This is a genomic window from Geomonas oryzisoli (assembly GCF_018986915.1).
Taxonomy (GTDB): Bacteria; Desulfobacterota; Desulfuromonadia; order Geobacterales; family Geobacteraceae; genus Geomonas; species Geomonas oryzisoli.
The window spans coordinates 1593761-1609006 of record NZ_CP076723.1; the positions used below are offsets into that span (position 1 = coordinate 1593761).

The 15246-nt window shown below is 59.9% G+C and carries 14 protein-coding genes and 1 other annotated feature; of the genes, 12 read left to right on the top strand and 2 right to left on the bottom strand.

Translation table 11 applies throughout. The features are described 5' to 3' along the window. Window positions 1-21: 21 nt before the first annotated feature. The 5 genes from KP004_RS07070 (at window position 22) to KP004_RS07090 (ending at window position 6216) form a co-directional block, all read left to right on the top strand. Window positions 22-681, top strand: coding sequence for a phosphatidylserine decarboxylase family protein (locus KP004_RS07070; protein ID WP_216801638.1), 660 nt, complete (start codon window positions 22-24; stop codon window positions 679-681). A gap of 32 nt (window positions 682-713) precedes the next feature. Then, the gene (pssA, locus tag KP004_RS07075; protein WP_216802424.1) at window positions 714-1463 is read left to right on the top strand and encodes a CDP-diacylglycerol--serine O-phosphatidyltransferase; all 750 of its coding nucleotides are present in this window, start codon (window positions 714-716) and stop codon (window positions 1461-1463) included. Window positions 1464-1650: 187 nt separating this feature from the next. Further along, window positions 1651-1903: a binding site (T-box leader), on the top strand. A gap of 85 nt (window positions 1904-1988) precedes the next feature. Continuing rightward, window positions 1989-3536: a 2-isopropylmalate synthase gene (locus KP004_RS07080; protein WP_216801639.1), complete on the top strand. Its 1548-nt coding sequence runs from the start codon at window positions 1989-1991 to the stop codon at window positions 3534-3536. 296 nt (window positions 3537-3832) lie between these two features. Further along, window positions 3833-4342, top strand: coding sequence for a peptidase associated/transthyretin-like domain-containing protein (locus tag KP004_RS07085; protein WP_216801640.1), 510 nt, complete (start codon window positions 3833-3835; stop codon window positions 4340-4342). Next, on the top strand, window positions 4342-6216 hold the full coding sequence (locus KP004_RS07090) for an MXAN_6640 family putative metalloprotease (RefSeq protein WP_216801641.1): 1875 nt from the start codon (window positions 4342-4344) through the stop codon (window positions 6214-6216). The genes KP004_RS07085 and KP004_RS07090 overlap by 1 nt, the downstream gene beginning before the upstream one ends. Before the next feature lie 159 nt (window positions 6217-6375). Here KP004_RS07090 and KP004_RS07095 read toward each other — a convergent pair whose 3' ends face one another. Next, complete coding sequence (locus tag KP004_RS07095) at window positions 6376-6579, bottom strand: cold-shock protein (protein ID WP_183350568.1); 204 nt, start codon at window positions 6577-6579, stop codon at window positions 6376-6378. A gap of 221 nt (window positions 6580-6800) precedes the next feature. Then, window positions 6801-7829 (bottom strand): LOG family protein, encoded by a 1029-nt coding sequence (locus KP004_RS07100; protein ID WP_216801642.1) that lies wholly within the window; start codon window positions 7827-7829, stop codon window positions 6801-6803. 161 nt (window positions 7830-7990) lie between these two features. On the opposite strand from KP004_RS07100, the gene KP004_RS07105 reads away from it, so the two are divergent. The 7 genes from KP004_RS07105 (at window position 7991) to KP004_RS07135 (ending at window position 15184) form a co-directional block, all read left to right on the top strand. Further along, the gene (locus KP004_RS07105; protein ID WP_216801643.1) at window positions 7991-9274 is read left to right on the top strand and encodes a 3-isopropylmalate dehydratase large subunit; all 1284 of its coding nucleotides are present in this window, start codon (window positions 7991-7993) and stop codon (window positions 9272-9274) included. A 115-nt stretch (window positions 9275-9389) separates the two neighbouring features. Beyond that, window positions 9390-9917, top strand: coding sequence for a 3-isopropylmalate dehydratase small subunit (locus tag KP004_RS07110; RefSeq protein ID WP_216801644.1), 528 nt, complete (start codon window positions 9390-9392; stop codon window positions 9915-9917). Window positions 9918-10194: 277 nt separating this feature from the next. Next, on the top strand, window positions 10195-11736 hold the full coding sequence (locus KP004_RS07115) for a hypothetical protein (protein ID WP_239026974.1): 1542 nt from the start codon (window positions 10195-10197) through the stop codon (window positions 11734-11736). Continuing rightward, on the top strand, window positions 11733-12509 hold the full coding sequence (locus tag KP004_RS07120; RefSeq protein WP_199389763.1) for an MlaE family ABC transporter permease: 777 nt from the start codon (window positions 11733-11735) through the stop codon (window positions 12507-12509). The genes KP004_RS07115 and KP004_RS07120 overlap by 4 nt, the downstream gene beginning before the upstream one ends. A 36-nt stretch (window positions 12510-12545) precedes the next feature. Continuing rightward, window positions 12546-13616, top strand: a complete 1071-nt coding sequence (locus KP004_RS07125; RefSeq protein WP_216801645.1) for an MlaD family protein — start codon at window positions 12546-12548, stop codon at window positions 13614-13616. Window positions 13617-13705: 89 nt separating this feature from the next. Further along, entirely contained in the window at window positions 13706-14578 is an 873-nt protein-coding gene (locus KP004_RS07130) for a carotenoid biosynthesis protein (protein WP_216802426.1), read from the top strand. A gap of 129 nt (window positions 14579-14707) precedes the next feature. Further along, window positions 14708-15184 (top strand): cytochrome P460 family protein, encoded by a 477-nt coding sequence (locus tag KP004_RS07135; protein WP_216801646.1) that lies wholly within the window; start codon window positions 14708-14710, stop codon window positions 15182-15184. The last annotated feature ends 62 nt before the right edge of the window (window positions 15185-15246 follow it).

A 15246-nucleotide genomic window follows, 5' to 3' on the forward strand; every position in this document is an offset into this window, starting at 1 on the left:
CTACTTAACAAGAGGTACTAGATGCGCAACACAAATACCCCCGTCGCAGTCGAGGGGTACCCGTTCATCGCCGGTTTCGCCGCAGTCGCGGCCCTGCTGGCGCTGCTTGGTCAGTTCCTGCATTTCGGCTTTTTCATCCCCGCGGCACTGTTCGTGTTGCTCGCCCTGTTCTCCGTCTTCTTCTTCAGAAACCCCGAACGCGTCACTCCCCCGGGTGAAGACGTGGTGGTGGCTCCCGCCGACGGCGAAGTGATTTTCCTCGGCAAGGTGATAGAGCCCCACACCGGCGCCGAGATGGAGAAGATCAGCATCTTCATGTCCGTCTTCAGCGTGCACATAAACCGCGCTCCCATTACCAGCAAGGTCATCGACTCCTTCTACAACAAGGGGAAGTTCTACGATGTGCGTGACGAGCGCGCGACCTTCGAGAACGAGCAGCAGGGGCTGGTGCTGGAATCGGCAACCGGCTTACGGATGGTGGTGGTGCAGGTTGCCGGGTTGATCGCACGCCGCATCATCTGCTACGCCAAGGTGGGGGATCAACTGACCCGCGGGCGCCGCTACGGCCTGATCCGGTTCGGCTCGCGGCTGGACGTGTACCTGCCGCTGGGGACGCGGATAGACGTTGCCATGAACCAGATGACCGTTGCCGGTGAAACCGTACTGGGGAAACTGCCGTGAGCGAAGAGAAACCGAGAGTAGAAAGGGAAGGGATGCGCAAGGGGATCTACATCCTCCCCAACCTGTTCACCGCCGGGAGCCTGTTTGCCGGCTTTTACTGCATGGTGTCCACCGTGAACGGTGATTACCGGACCGCAGCGTTGTGGATCCTCGCCTCGTCCATCTTCGACGGGTTGGACGGCAAGGTGGCGCGCCTGACCGGCACCGCGAGCAAGTTCGGCGTCGAGTTCGACTCCCTGGCCGACGTGGTCTCCTTCGGGGCGGCGCCGGGGCTGCTCATGTACTGCTGGGCCTTGAAGCCGTTCGGGCGTCTGGGATGGCTGGCCGGGTTCCTGTTCCTCGCCTGTGCGGCGCTGAGGCTTGCGCGCTTCAACGTCCAGGTGGAGACGGTGGAGAGCAAGCGTTTCGTCGGCCTCCCCACGCCGGCCGCGGCCAGCATGGTGTCCGCCACGGTGCTCTTCTTCTACCACATGGGGTGGCCCGCATCGTACAACAAGCTCGCCATCCTGGTGCTGATCTACTTCCTGGCCTTGCTTATGGTCTGCAATGTCAAGTACTACTCCTTCAAGGACCCGAGCCTGATCAAGCGGCAGCCCTTCGCCCTCCTGGTGCTGGCGGTGCTGCTCCTCATCGTCATCGCGGCCGAGCCGGTGATCATGCTCTTCACCATTTTCATCTGCTACATTCTCTCCGGTCCGATCGGCTTCGTGATCACCTACCCGCGGCGGCGCCGACTGGAGCGCGCCATGCACCGCGGACACGAGGTGAAGAAGAACCACTGAACTTAGAAACCGTTCTACGTTCTAGGTTAAAAAAACTCACCGAGTGCCGCGACGTCAAATTCGGGTTTCGCGATGCCAAAAGATCACGGCGTTGTCCTTGCGGCAACGCCGTTTTAGTTCGTGTCTCGCAAAAATAAAACAAAAAGCGCTTGACAGGCGTCGGCGCCTTTTCTATTATCTCCCGAAACTAAAGGCGTTGACGAGGAGTAGTAGCCTTTCCTTCCCCTACAGAGAGCCGGTGGTTGGTGCAAACCGGTGAGGAAGCAGGTGAACTCGCCTCTGAGCCGTTGCGGTGAAGAACGACCGTTCTATTCCTGATAGGGAAAGGGACGCCGTTTCTAGCCGTTGCCGTCGGCCCGCGTAAAGGGCGTAAGAGGTCCGTCGTTGACGGATGAATGAGGGTGGTACCGCGGAAGCTTTCGAAAGCCTTCGCCCCTTGCTGGGGCGGAGGCTTTTTTTATTTCGGCCTGCTTCTTCTTTTGGCAGGCTAACGAGGCAGCACAACCACACAAGGGGGACGCGCAAGTGAACAACACGGAACCGAAGACCATCAAGATCTTTGACACCACACTCAGAGACGGGGAGCAGTCCCCGGGCGCCAGCATGAACATCGAGGAGAAACTCCGCCTTGCCAAGCAGCTCCAGAAACTGAACGTGGACGTCATCGAGGCGGGTTTCCCGATCGCCTCCGAGGGGGATTTTGAGGCGGTGAAAAAGGTGGCCCAGTCCATCAAGGGGCCGGAGATCGCCGGCCTTTGCCGCGCCGGTTTCAAGGACATCGATCGCGCCTGGGAGGCCCTGAAGTACGCCGAAGACAAGGGGCGCATCCACACCTTCATCGCCACCTCCGACATCCACATGAAGTACAAGCTGCAGATGACCCCGGCCCAGGTGCTGGAGGCGGCGGTAAAAGGGGTGAAGAGGGCTCGCTCCTACACCGCGAACGTCGAGTTCTCCTGCGAGGACGCCGTGCGCACCGATCTCAAGTTCCTGGCCGAGGTGGTGGGGGCCGTCATCGATGCGGGCGCCAGCGTGGTAAACATCCCCGACACCGTCGGCTACACCATCCCCTTCGAGTACTTCAACATCATCAAGTACCTGAAGGACAACGTGAAGAACATCGATGACGCAGTCATCTCCGTGCATTGCCACAACGACCTCGGGTTGTCCGTGGCGAACTCCATCGCCGCGGTCCAGGCGGGCGCGGGGCAGGTCGAGTGCACCATCAACGGCATCGGTGAGCGCGCCGGCAACTGCTCCCTCGAGGAGTTCGTCATGGCCATCAGGACCCGCGGCGACATCCTCCCCTTCAAGACCAACGTGGCCACCGAGCAGCTCACCCCGGCCAGCCGTCTGCTCACCCAGGTGACCGGCATCGCGGTGCAGCAGAACAAGGCCATCGTCGGCGCCAACGCCTTCGCCCACGAGGCGGGCATCCACCAGCACGGCATGCTGATGGACAAGTCGACCTACGAGATCATGACCCCGGAGTCGGTAGGCCTCAAGGCGAGCGCCCTGGTGCTGGGCAAGCACTCCGGCCGCCACGCCTTCAAGAAGAGACTCGAGGAGTTGGGGCACGATCTGGACGAGGAAGCGCTGAACAAGGCCTTCACCCGCTTCAAGGCTCTCGCCGACCTGAAAAAGGAGGTCTACGACGAGGACCTGGACGCCATCGTCGCCGACCAGACCAAGAAGATCGACGAGAAGTACAAGCTCTCCCACATCACCGTGACCTGCGGGTCCTTCGCCGTAGCTACCGCCACCGTGCAGATGGAGATCGACGGCATGCAGGTGCGCACCGCGGAGCTGGGCGACGGCCCGGTCGACGCGACCTTGAAGGCGATCAAGAAGCTCGCCAAGCGCGACGCGCAGCTTCTGCAGTACAACGTCGGCTCCATCACCGGCGGCACCGATGCGCTCGGTGAAGTCACCGTCCGCATCACCGAAGGTGAGCGCAATCCCGTGGTCGGCCGCGGTTCCTCCACCGATATCATCGAGGCCTCCGCCAAGGCCTACATCGACGCCCTGAACCGGCTCTACTTCGCCACCGACCGCGACGTCGAGTCGCTTTAAAGAACTAAAAGCGGAACACAGAGGACACAGAGGGAATACCTGGAAAGTGGTCAAACCTGTTCTGCTTTTCTCTGTGACCTCTGTGGACCTACGTGACCTCAGTGGTAGAGCTTTTGCCCCGCACTTGCAGCTGAAACTGTGAGTGCGGGGCTTTTTGTTGCCCGGCGGTGCCAGTCGTACCCCTCTTCGTTTTTCTTTACATTTTTTTACTGTAATTGTTTTTACTACTGTGTAATCTTAAAGCTCATTTCTCTAAAACTTTTTCCACACCATCCGATTCATAAAAGGTGACGACTATGCCCAGTAGCCTCCGCTTTTGTGTTGTCGCTTTGACTTTAGGCCTTACCTGCCTGACTGCTCATGCCTTCGCGAAGAAGCCGATAGAGCTCTGGTCCTTCTTCTACTTCAACGGCACGGCGTTCGTGGCCGGAAGGCCTGAACCGCTGTCCCCCTTCGTCGCCGTGAGAGACGGGTTCGTGCCGGTGGTCGAGACGAGGGAGGAGCGGATCAAGGAAGTGAAACTGCATGAAGGAACGGGCGCCTTGGTCGGCATCTGTTACGTACAGTCGTACGGCGGCAAGCTCAAGCCCGCACGCGGCTTTCATCCGGTGCCCATGCAGGAGATCGCCATTACGGCGGCGGACGGGCAGTCGGCGATACCGGTTCAGACCGACGGCAACGGTTATTTCGTCAGCGAGCTTCCGGCCGGGAGCTACAGGGTTGGTAACCAGCAGGTTGAGGTTCGGGTCGACAACGGCAAGACCAATTTCATCCCCGTGCGCGTGGGGAAAAGGATGGTGGATTAGTGATCAATCTCAGTTTTGTGCGCGCGCTCTGCCTCGCGCTTCTTTTTCCGGCGGTCGCTTCCGCCGCCGCCCTTGACGATTACTATCTAGCCAAGTTCGGCCAGCAGTCTCCGCTGTACAAGTCTCTGGAGGCCGTGAGCGCCACCGGGGCCGGCGAAGCGGACCGGTGTCGCACGCCTTTGTTCAGGAGACTGAAGAGGGACTGGAAGCTCCTCGAATCGGAAACGCAAAAGGCCCTGGCGAAATACGTGACCAGGCCGACCCTGTCGGGAGAAAAGACCTGCACCCCTGTCAACGGGCACTTCACCATCCATTACACGACGACCGGCGCCAATGCCGTCGACACCACGGACAACAACGGCAACGGTGTTCCCGACTGGGTTGAAACGGTCGCCGGGGTCTTCGAGTACGTCTACGATGTGGAAGTTAACAAGATGGGGTACCTCGCGCCGCCGGATACCAGTTATGACGTCTACCTCATGGATCTCGCTCCCCAGAACGTCTACGGCTACACCCAAAATGACGGCGCCGGCGCTACATCGATTTCCTATCCGAGCTACATCGAGATCGACAAGTCGTTCACCGCATCGGCCTTTGTCAATGCACGCGGCGGCCCGTATGCTCCCATAACCAGCCTGCGCATTACTGCTGCGCATGAGTTCCACCACGCCATCCAGTTCGCCATGAACGCCTATTTCGACACATCCTATGGCGAGATGACCTCCACCTGGATGGAAGACGAAGTCTACGACTCCGGCAACCAGCTTTACATCTACCTTGATTCCTACCTTCACTTTACTTCCACCATCGGGCTTGACGCGGTAGGGGATGGCGGCAGCGAATATGGTCGGTGGATCTTCAACAGGTACCTCGCCGAAACCCAGGGGAGCCGTACCGCCATTCGTGCGGTGTGGAGGGAGCTGGCGCAGAATGGCGTTCCTCTTGGCGCGACGTCTCCCGACCAAGGTATCGAAATACCCATACCTCCCGTGATCAACACCGTGCTGCAAGGCAACCTGGGGAACAACTTCTTCGGTTTTGCCAAGCGCGTGGTGCTGAAAAATTGGCTGAGCCATCTGACTGACATAGCGCGCATACCAAGCGTCACCCCGACGGCGACCTTTACCACGACGGGAGCCGTCCAAGCGCCGATCAACGCACTGCCGACCAGCTATTCTTTCGCGGTGTACAAGTATCTCCCCTCAACCATAAATGGGGCGCTGGAAATAGACTTCACCGGGCTGTCATCCTCAGTCGCCGTTTCCGCACTGGAGATCAACACCCTCGGTGTAACGGATTACCCGTACGACCCCGTGGGACAGAAAATCACGGTTCCATCCTTCGGGGCCGGCGACACGGTCTACCTCGTGGTGTGCAACAACGGCGGCGCCATGGGTAGTCCGGTGGTCGTCTCTCCTGCCTTTCCGGCAGACAACAGCACGGTTGCCGACGGTGCCGGTCTTGGTACCGACGGGCTGGCCCTGGACGCCAACCGGTTGGCCATCCCGGCGCAGAGCGTCAGCAGCTCGAAAAGCGGCGGCGGGGGAGGGTGCTTCATCGCGACCGCGGCCTACGGCAGCTACCTGCATCCCAAGGTGGCCGAACTGCGGGCGTTTCGCGATCGCTACCTCATGACCAACGCTCCAGGCCGGCTCTTCGTGGCCGCATATTACCGGCTGAGCCCGCCCATCGCCGAGGTGATCGCGCGGCACGAGTGGATGAAGAGCGGGGTGCGCTGCCTGCTGCTGCCGCTTATCCTCGCGGTCGAACATCCTGCGGCGGCGTTGGGGCTGCTGCTGTTGGTGCTTGGGGTGACGCTGCGCTGGGGTGTGATTTTCGTGAAGGGGAAGATGCAAGAAGCTGCTGCGGTCTAAGGCTCCCCGGCGTCTGGCCCCTCTGCCCAGGTAGGGGGCGAATGATTATTAGCCCCTACGGGTCTTACGCGTTGAAGATTTGTGGTGTGTCGGGATTGATGACAAAAAAAGGCCCCGCCGGAATTCCGGCGGGGCCTTTTGACGCTCGAGGCTAATTAATTAGCCCAGCTTCTTGACGTTGGCGGCCTGCAGACCTTTCGGACCGTTGGTCACGTCAAAGGAGACAGACTCCCCTTCAGCCAGGGACTTGAAGCCTTCCCCGGTGATGGCGGAGAAGTGCACGAACACGTCCTCGCCGTTCTCCTGCTCGATGAAGCCGAATCCTTTCGCGTCGTTGAACCATTTAACCTTGCCCTGTGCCATTTTCCTGCCTCCTTTTTCTAACCTCCGGGACTCTGCCGGATCTACGTTTGATGCTGCAATTTCCGGAAGGTTCTTGGGCTGGAAACGGCTCAAAGTGGTGATAACCCTTTGGCTTTTCGGCGCGGCAAACTTCCAGAACTAGCTGCTGGGATAAAAATTAACATCGTGTAATAACCTTGTCAAGAAAATATTTACAAAACGTTTTTTTCAAAGAAGCTCTCCTAAAAGGTGTTTAACCTCCTAATGAAGGCTATGAGCAGCCCGTAGTGCTGGTGGTGGAACCGGAAGGCGATGCGCGGCAGTTCAAGCAGATCCGGCTCGTCCGCTTCCTCGGGACGGGCACTAATGAGCTCGATACGGCTCCCTTCCAACCTCAGCTCCGGGAACTCGTTCTCAAGCATTTCGATCTGCTCGGGCGTGAGAACCTTGGTAAGCCGGATGATGAGCTCGCCGTTGACGAAGCGAATAGAATGGTAGTTGGTATAGAAGTCGTCGATGACCTGGACCGCTTCTTCGTAGCTCTTGGTGATGGTGAAAATGGAGAAGTCCTCGGCGGAGATGAAGCCCATGACCAGCAGCCTTTCCTTGATGAAGCGGAAGAAGTGCTCCCAGTATCCTTCCTCGTCGTCGACCAGAACCAGCGGTTTGGGACTGGTCTTGCCGGTCTGGACCAGGGTGAAGACCTCCATCGCCTCGTCAAGTGTGCCGAAGCCACCCGGGAAAACGGCGATGGCGTCGGATTCTTTTACGAAAGCGACCTTGCGGTTGAAGAAGTACTTGTAGGTGATGAGCCGCGGGTTCTTCAGCATGATCGGGTTGGCGCTCTGCTCGAAGGGGAGTTTGATGTTGGCCGCGAAGGAAGACTCGCTGCCGGCGCCCTCGTTGCCGGCCTGCATGATGCCGCCACCCCCGCCGGTGATGATCATGTACCCTTTGTCTGCGAGGAGACGGCTGAACTTGATGCACTTCTGGTACATCTGCTCCTCGGGCAGGGTGCGGGCCGAGCCGAAGATGGTCACTTTCTTCTTCTGGCGGTAGGGCGCGAACACCGTGGTGGTGTAGCGCATCTCCTTCATGGTGTTACTCAAAAGCTTCAGGTCGGCCAGGTAACTGGTATCCTGTCCCGCTTTGAGCGCGGCTATGATCATCTCACGCGTCTGTTCGGGGTGGTGTACCCCTCCGGCCTTCTCCATCAGTGCATCGATCATCTGGTCGATTTCATTGTTTGTTCTGTTGAAACGAAGTTGCATACCGGGCTCCCTGTTGGATTGAGGGGGCCATTATAGCACGGGTATATCGACAGGCAAATGTTTAATAACATTGAACAATTATTAGTTTGATTTGTTGCTGTTATTTTATTATCTTGGCTGCTGTGAAAAACCATTCCAACCTTTAAAAGGAAGCGCAATTTATGGGTATGACTACGGCTCAAAAGATATTCGCGGCCCATCTGGTTGATGAGCCTTTTGCTGGAACCAAGGTGTTGGGTATCGACGTGGTGATGTGCCATGAGATCACCACCCCGATCGCCATCGCCGACCTCATGGCTCGCGGCAAGGACCGGGTCTTCGACAACACCAAGATCAAGGCGGTCATCGACCACGTGACGCCGAGCAAGGACTCCAAAACCGCCACCCAGGCCAAGATGCTCAGGGACTGGGCGCGCCGCCATGATATCAAGGACTTCTTCGACATCGGCGCCAACGGCGTCTGCCATGCGCTCTTCCCGGAGAAGGGTTTCATCCGCCCGGGCAACACCGTGATCATGGGTGACTCCCACACCTGCACCCACGGGGCCTTCGGCGCCTTCGCCGCGGGCGTCGGCACCACCGACCTCGAGGTCGGCATCCTGAAGGGGGTCTGCGCCTTCCGCGAGCCCAAGACCATCAGGATCAACCTGAATGGCACCCTCCCCAAAGGGGTCTACGCCAAGGACGCCATTCTGCGCGTCATCGGCGAGTTGACCGTTAACGGGGCCACCGACCGCGTCATCGAGTTCGGCGGGCCGATCGTCGACGCCATGACCATGGAATCCAGGATGACCCTGTGCAACATGGCCATCGAGGCGGGCGGCACCTCCGGCATCTGCGCCCCCGACCGCGTCACCGTGGACTACCTCTGGCCCTTCATCTCCGACTCCTTCGCTTCCAAGGAAGCGGCCGTTGCCGAGTACAGCAAGTGGGCCTCCGACGCCGACGCCGAGTACGACAAGGTGATCGACCTCGACCTCTCCGACCTGGCCCCGCTCTGCACCTTCGGCTACAAGCCGGACCAGGTGAAGAGCATCGACGAGATGGCCGGCCAGCCGGTGGACCAGGTGTACCTCGGTTCCTGCACCAACGGCCGTCTCGAGGACCTGAGGGTGGCGGCCCAGATCCTCAAGGGGAAGAAGATCGCCCCGACCGTGCGCGGCATCCTCTCCCCGGCAACCCCGCAGATCTACAAGGACGCGGTCGCCGAGGGGCTGATCCAGATCTTCATGGACGCCGGCTTCTGCGTCACCAACCCGACCTGCGGCGCCTGCCTGGGCATGAGCAACGGCGTCCTCGCCGAGGGGGAGGTCTGCGCCTCCACCACCAACCGCAACTTCATGGGCCGCATGGGCAAGGGGGGCATGGTGCACCTGCTCTCGCCGGCAACCGCCGCCGCCTCCGCCATCGAAGGGAAGCTTGCCGACCCGCGCAAGTACTTGTAAGCAATTGACAATGGACAATTGACAATGGACAGCGACACAGGTCATTGCCATTGAACGACCATTGACACACTGACAACGAAAATGCGGGAGCTCCCGCTAGACTAGGAGATCAGATATGAAAACATTTGGCGGCCCGGCCCTTTTCCTGGACCGTAGCGACATAAACACCGACGAGATCATCCCGGCCAAGTACCTCACCGAGATCACCAAGGAGGACCTGAAGCCTTACCTGCTGGAGGACCTCAAACTCCCGGGCTTCGACCCCAAGAGCGACAAGACCTTCGGCGCCGGCGCCGTGGTGACCCGCGCCAACTTCGGCTGCGGCTCTTCCCGCGAGCACGCCCCCTGGGTTTTCGAGGTGAACGGCATCAATGTGGTCATCGCCCAGTCATTCGCCAGGATCTTCCGCCAGAACATGTTCAACTGCGGCATGGCGGCCATTGAGCTCTCCCCGGAGAAGATCGACCAGCTCTTCAGCTACGCAGGCGCCGCCGACGCCACCATCGAGGTGGACGTCGCCAACACAACCCTCACCATCAAAGGGGGGGGCAGGGAGGAGTCGATGCAGTTCGAAATCTCTCCTTTCGACAAGGCGCTGGTTCTTGCCGGTGGCTGGGTCGACTACGCGGACAGCAAGTACTGATTCGACCACGCTCTCAAAGCAAATCATCATTCAACGAGGCAGGAGACTGACGTTTCCTGCCTCGCTCTTTTTCGCTTCAATGCTGGACTTTTCCAGAAGAAGTGGCATAACTTTCGCGTGGCGTTTTAGTTCGAGACCGCAGCAACCACAATGGTCCAGATACCGCTTCTCTAGATTCATTCGCGACTGCCGTCCAGACTATATTTTGATTGACTATGCCTGATTGCAGCAGTTACTATCCAGGATCCAACACAATAGATACGTTTGCTAGAGGTACATGACACGTTTCACTCCGTCCATAACCGGGTTATCCGCTCTTCTATTCCTGGCAACCGTTGCTTCTGCCGAACCGCAGCCCGAGTCCCAGCCGGCACCCGCGGGTGGGTCTCCGGTCGGGCAGAAAGCCGAGCAGAAGGCCGAGCAGATGGCCGAGCCTGAGCAGAAGGGGACCATCTTCACCCTGTGGCCCCTGGTCGATTACCGCGAGAGCCCGAAGGAGCGCTTCAGCAATCTCGCCATCCTCGGACCGCTGTTCAAGTACCAGAAAAACGGGGATGACCGGGACATCGCCCTGCGTCCGCTGTTCTACCGCACCAGCCACGCCGCGGATCACGCTTCCTCTTCCTATTACCTGTACCCGGTGGCAACCCAGGACAAGACCCCCGAAGCCGACAACTTCGAGGTGCTGCAACTGTTCAGGACCTCCAGTTATCGGAAGCAGGAAGAGGACCCGGAGCGGGAAAAGTCGACCATGCTCTTTCCGTTCTACATCGCTGGTGACTCCAGGCAGCACGGGCATTACCGCGCCTTCTTCCCGATTTACGGAAACATCTACGACCGCTTCTGGCGCGACGAGTACCACTTCGTCATGTTCCCGCTCTACGGCAGCACGGTGAAGAAGGGGACCACCACCAGGCACTACCTCTGGCCCATCTTCTCCACCACCTCCGGCGAGAACGAGTCCGGCTTCGACGTCTTTCCGCTGTACGGCCAGTCGCACAAGACCGGCGTCTACGAAAAGCGCTTCGTGCTCTGGCCCTTCTACACCTCGGAGAGCACCGGCCTCAACACCGACAACCCGACGCACCGCAGGTTCATCTTCCCGCTTTACGCCGCCACCGATTCGCCCAAGAAGACCTCGCGCAGCTACCTGTGGCCGTTCTTCGGCTACACCGAGGACCGCGGCAAGAAACAGGAAGAGGTGGACTACTTCTGGCCTTTCATCACCAAGGTGCGCGGCGAGAAGAAGAACAGCGACAGCTACCTGCCGTTCTACTCGCACGAGACCTTCTCCGGCGGCGAGAAGAGCTGGTACCTGTGGCCCTTGTACAAGCACGAGGAGCTCAAATCGGATAGCTTCGGGCAGGACCAGGACCGGGTGCTCTTCTTCCTGTACCGCGACAACCGGGAGTACTGGCCCAAAGACGGCAACGAGCGGCGCCGCACCACCATGTGGCCGCTGTTTTTGTATCGCAAAAGCCCCGAGGGGGTCTCTTCCTTCTCCTTCCCCGCCCTGATCGAGCCGATCCTGGACAAGGAAGGGATCGAGAAGGATTGGGCGCCGTTGTGGCGCATCTACCAGAGGCGCTGGGATGAGGGGGGCAACTCCACCTCCAGCCTGCTTTGGAACCTGTTCTGGCATGAGCGGCGCGGCGACGACCTCGCCTACGAGTTCTTCCCGTTCATCTCCTACCGCGACACGGCCAAGGAGAGGGAGCTGAAATTCCTGAAGGGGCTGGTAAGCCTGAAGCGCGATGGCGGACAAGAGGAGTTGAGCCTCTTCTGGCTCCCCTTCGGACTGAAATGGGGGGATAAGTGACCCAAGTTTTCGAACCGCTAGGCAAGAGGGTGCTCTACTTCTACCAGGTGCTGGGGGAGATGACCATCCTCATGGGCAAGGTCGTGTACTTCATACGCGAGGCGCCCCGCAACATCCCGAGCATCCTGACCCAGATGGCGATCGTCGGCTGGGACACCCTTCCCGTCGCCTCGGTCATGGCCTTTTTCGTGGGGATGGTGCTCGCCCTGCAGACCGGCGTCGAGTTGCAGAAGTACGGCGGACAGAACATCATAGGCGCCATCGTCGGCCATTCCATGGTGCGCGAGCTCGGTCCGGTCATGACCAGCTTCCTGGTTGCCGGGCGCTGCGGCTCCGCCATGGCCGCCGAATTGGGCGTCATGACCGTGTACGAGGAGATCGACGCGCTGAAGACGCTGGACATCGACCCGGTGCGCTATCTCGCCATGCCGCGCTTCATCGCCTGCATCATCTGCGTCCCGGCCCTGGTGCTCTATTCGGACCTGATCGGCATCATCGGCGGCGCGTTGATCAGCAACCTGCACCCGCAGATCTTCGTCTCTTACGCGACCTACTATGACAGTCTCACCGCCGCCCTCAAGATGAAGGAGATCGGCATCGGCCTCACCAAGTCCATGTGCTTTGGCGGCATCATCGCCCTGGTCTGCTGCTACGTCGGCTTCGCTACTTCGGGGGGCGCCAGGGGGATCGGTCAGTCCACCACCAGGTCCGTCGTGCTCTCGTTCATGCTGATCCTGGTCGCCGACTACGTGCTGACCAGGCTGCTCATGTAGCACTTTTACGTTTTCCGTTTCCGGAGGAAGAGATATATGGCTCTGTCAGTAGAGAAAAAGGTCGGCATGTTCTTCGTGTTCGGTCTCATCATCCTGGGCGTGCTGCTCGAGGTTGGGGAGAAGTGGAACCCCTTCGAAAAGAAGATCATGTACCGGACCTACCTTACCAGCATCACCGGCCTCAAGGTGGGCGACCCGGTCCGCCTGGCGGGGGTTGACGTCGGCCGCATCACCAAGATCATCGTCCTGAACGACAAGATCGAGATCGATTTCGAGGTGAAACCCGGCACCCGCATCAAGGTCGACACCGTCGCCGGCCTGAGGCTGACCAACCTCCTGGGCGGGCAGTTCCTGGGGCTTTCCTTCGGCTCGCCCAACGCCGCGCTGCTCCCCGAGGGGGGGACGGTGCGCGGCAAGGATGTCGCCAACATAGACATCATCGTGGACAACCTCTCCGACGTGGTGAAGGACACCAAGGTCCTCATCAACAGTCTGAACAAGAACCAGGAGGACGTGCTCAAGAAGGTGTCGGGGATGCTGGACGAGAACCGCGGCAACCTGAGGGACGCCATCTCCAACATCAGCAGCATCACCGGCAAGATGGACCGCGGCGAAGGCTCGCTGGCCATGCTCCTGAACGACAAGAAGCTCTACGACGACGCCTCCAGCGCCGTGAGCAGCCTCAAGGTGGTCTCCACCAAGATCGAGAAGGGAGAGGGGACGCTCGGCAAGCTGGTCAACGACGAGACCGTGTACAACGACGCCTCCGCCCTGATCAAGGACCTGAGGAGCGGGGTGAAAGACCTGAACGCGGGCATGAAAGACGTGAAGGACATCACCGCCAAGATCAACAAGGGCGAAGGGACTCTCGGCAAGCTGGTCTACGACGAGAGCCTCTACACCGAACTGCGCGACGCCTCCAAGAACGTGAAGGAGATCACCCAGAAGATCAACTCCGGCCAGGGGACCATCGGCAAGCTGGTCAACGAGGACCAGCTCTACCGCGACACCACCGCCACGCTCAAAAAGGCCGAGCGCGCCATGGAGGGGTTGGGTGACACCGGCCCGATCTCGGTGCTCGGCTCCATCGTCGGGACCCTGTTCTAAGACGAAAATACACTTGCTGGCGGCGTGGGGGCGGAGCAATCCGCCCCCACGTTTGCGTGACGCCGCCTTTTGCCAAGGAGTTCTCCGGCATGACCCACATCCTCGATATCGCGGTCGGGACCTTCACCATGCGTCCCTACGTCTTCGCCTTTTTCGCCGTCTACCTGGTGGCGGCGGTGCTGCACCTGGGGTGGAAAAAGACCATCTGGTTCACCGTGTGCGGCTACCTGGTCGCCTTCGCCTCGGAATTTTCCTCGATCAACAACGGCTTTCCCTACGGCTGGTACTACTACGTCGACGCGACCCGCGACCGCGAACTCTGGATCGCCGGCGTCCCCTTCTTCGACTCGCTTTCCTATGTATTTCTGACCTACTGCAGCTATGCCACCGCCCTCCTTATCCTGGCGCCGGCCAAGCGGGTGAAGGGGGACCTCGTTCTCCTCGAGACCGGCCGCATCAGGCGCTCTTTCGCCGTACTGCTGCTCGGCTCGCTGTTCCAGGTCTTCCTCGACATCGTCACCGACCCGGTGGCGCTGCAGGGGAGTCGGTGGTTCCTGGGGCGGATCTACGGCTACCGCGAGGTCGGCACCCACTTCGGCATCCCGATGTCCAACTACTTCGGGTGGTGGCTGGTGAGTGCTCTGCTGGTCCTGGTGTTGCAACTGATCGACCGCATGGGCTCCGGGAAGGAGCGCCCAGCCGGGGTTGGTGCGGCGCCCTACCGCGCGCTGTACGGCCCCTTTCTCTATCTCTGCGTGATCGCCTTCAACCTCGGCGTCACCTTCTACATCGGGGAGAACCTGATGGGGCTCACCGGGATCTTCATCTTCACCCTGCCGGTGGTGATGGCCCTGGTGCTGTTCCGGCAGAAGCTGGACCGCTACCACAAGGACGAGCTCGCCGCCCATCTGGCCGACTATCCCTGGTCCCCGGCCGGCTCCGGTCACAACGCCCGCACCTGAATTTGATGAAATTTTTACAATGTCCGCTTTGAAGGAGATGCCCCCGTGTGGTATCCCTTTTGGGGCGAATGATCATTCGCCCACCCCGTCCCGCGCAAGGACCATTTTTTCCGTCTTCGGAGGCCTGACATGAAAAAAACGATTTCCATCCTCACCCTCGCAACCGTTCTCGGTGCTGCCGGCGCTGCCTGCGCCGCCGACCAGGGGGCGCTCCCCAGGAACTACGAGAGCTGGGAAAAGAGCAAAGCCAGGATCATCACCGACAAGAAGTCGATGTTCTACGGCATCCACTACATCTACGTGAACAAGAAGGCGATGGGCACCTACAAGGCCGGCGGCGCCAACTACCCGGACGGGAGCCGTTTCGTCGCCGTCAACTACTCCATCAAGGAGGAGGGTGGCAAGCAGGTGCCGGGCAAGAAGACCATGATCGTCATGATGCAGCGCGACAAGAAGGCGCAGGAGACCGGCGGCTGGCGTTTCGTCGGCTTCACCCCCGACGGCAAAAACTCCGGGTTGGACGGCAAGCGCGACTGCTTCGGTTGCCACGAAAAGGACGCCAAGGAGAGGGCGTTCGTCCTTTCCCGCTACGCCGACTTCAAGTAGCCCTGCACCGCTGCAGTGCAGCAGGGAAGAGGCCTGCCGGGCACCGGCAGGCCTCTTTTTTT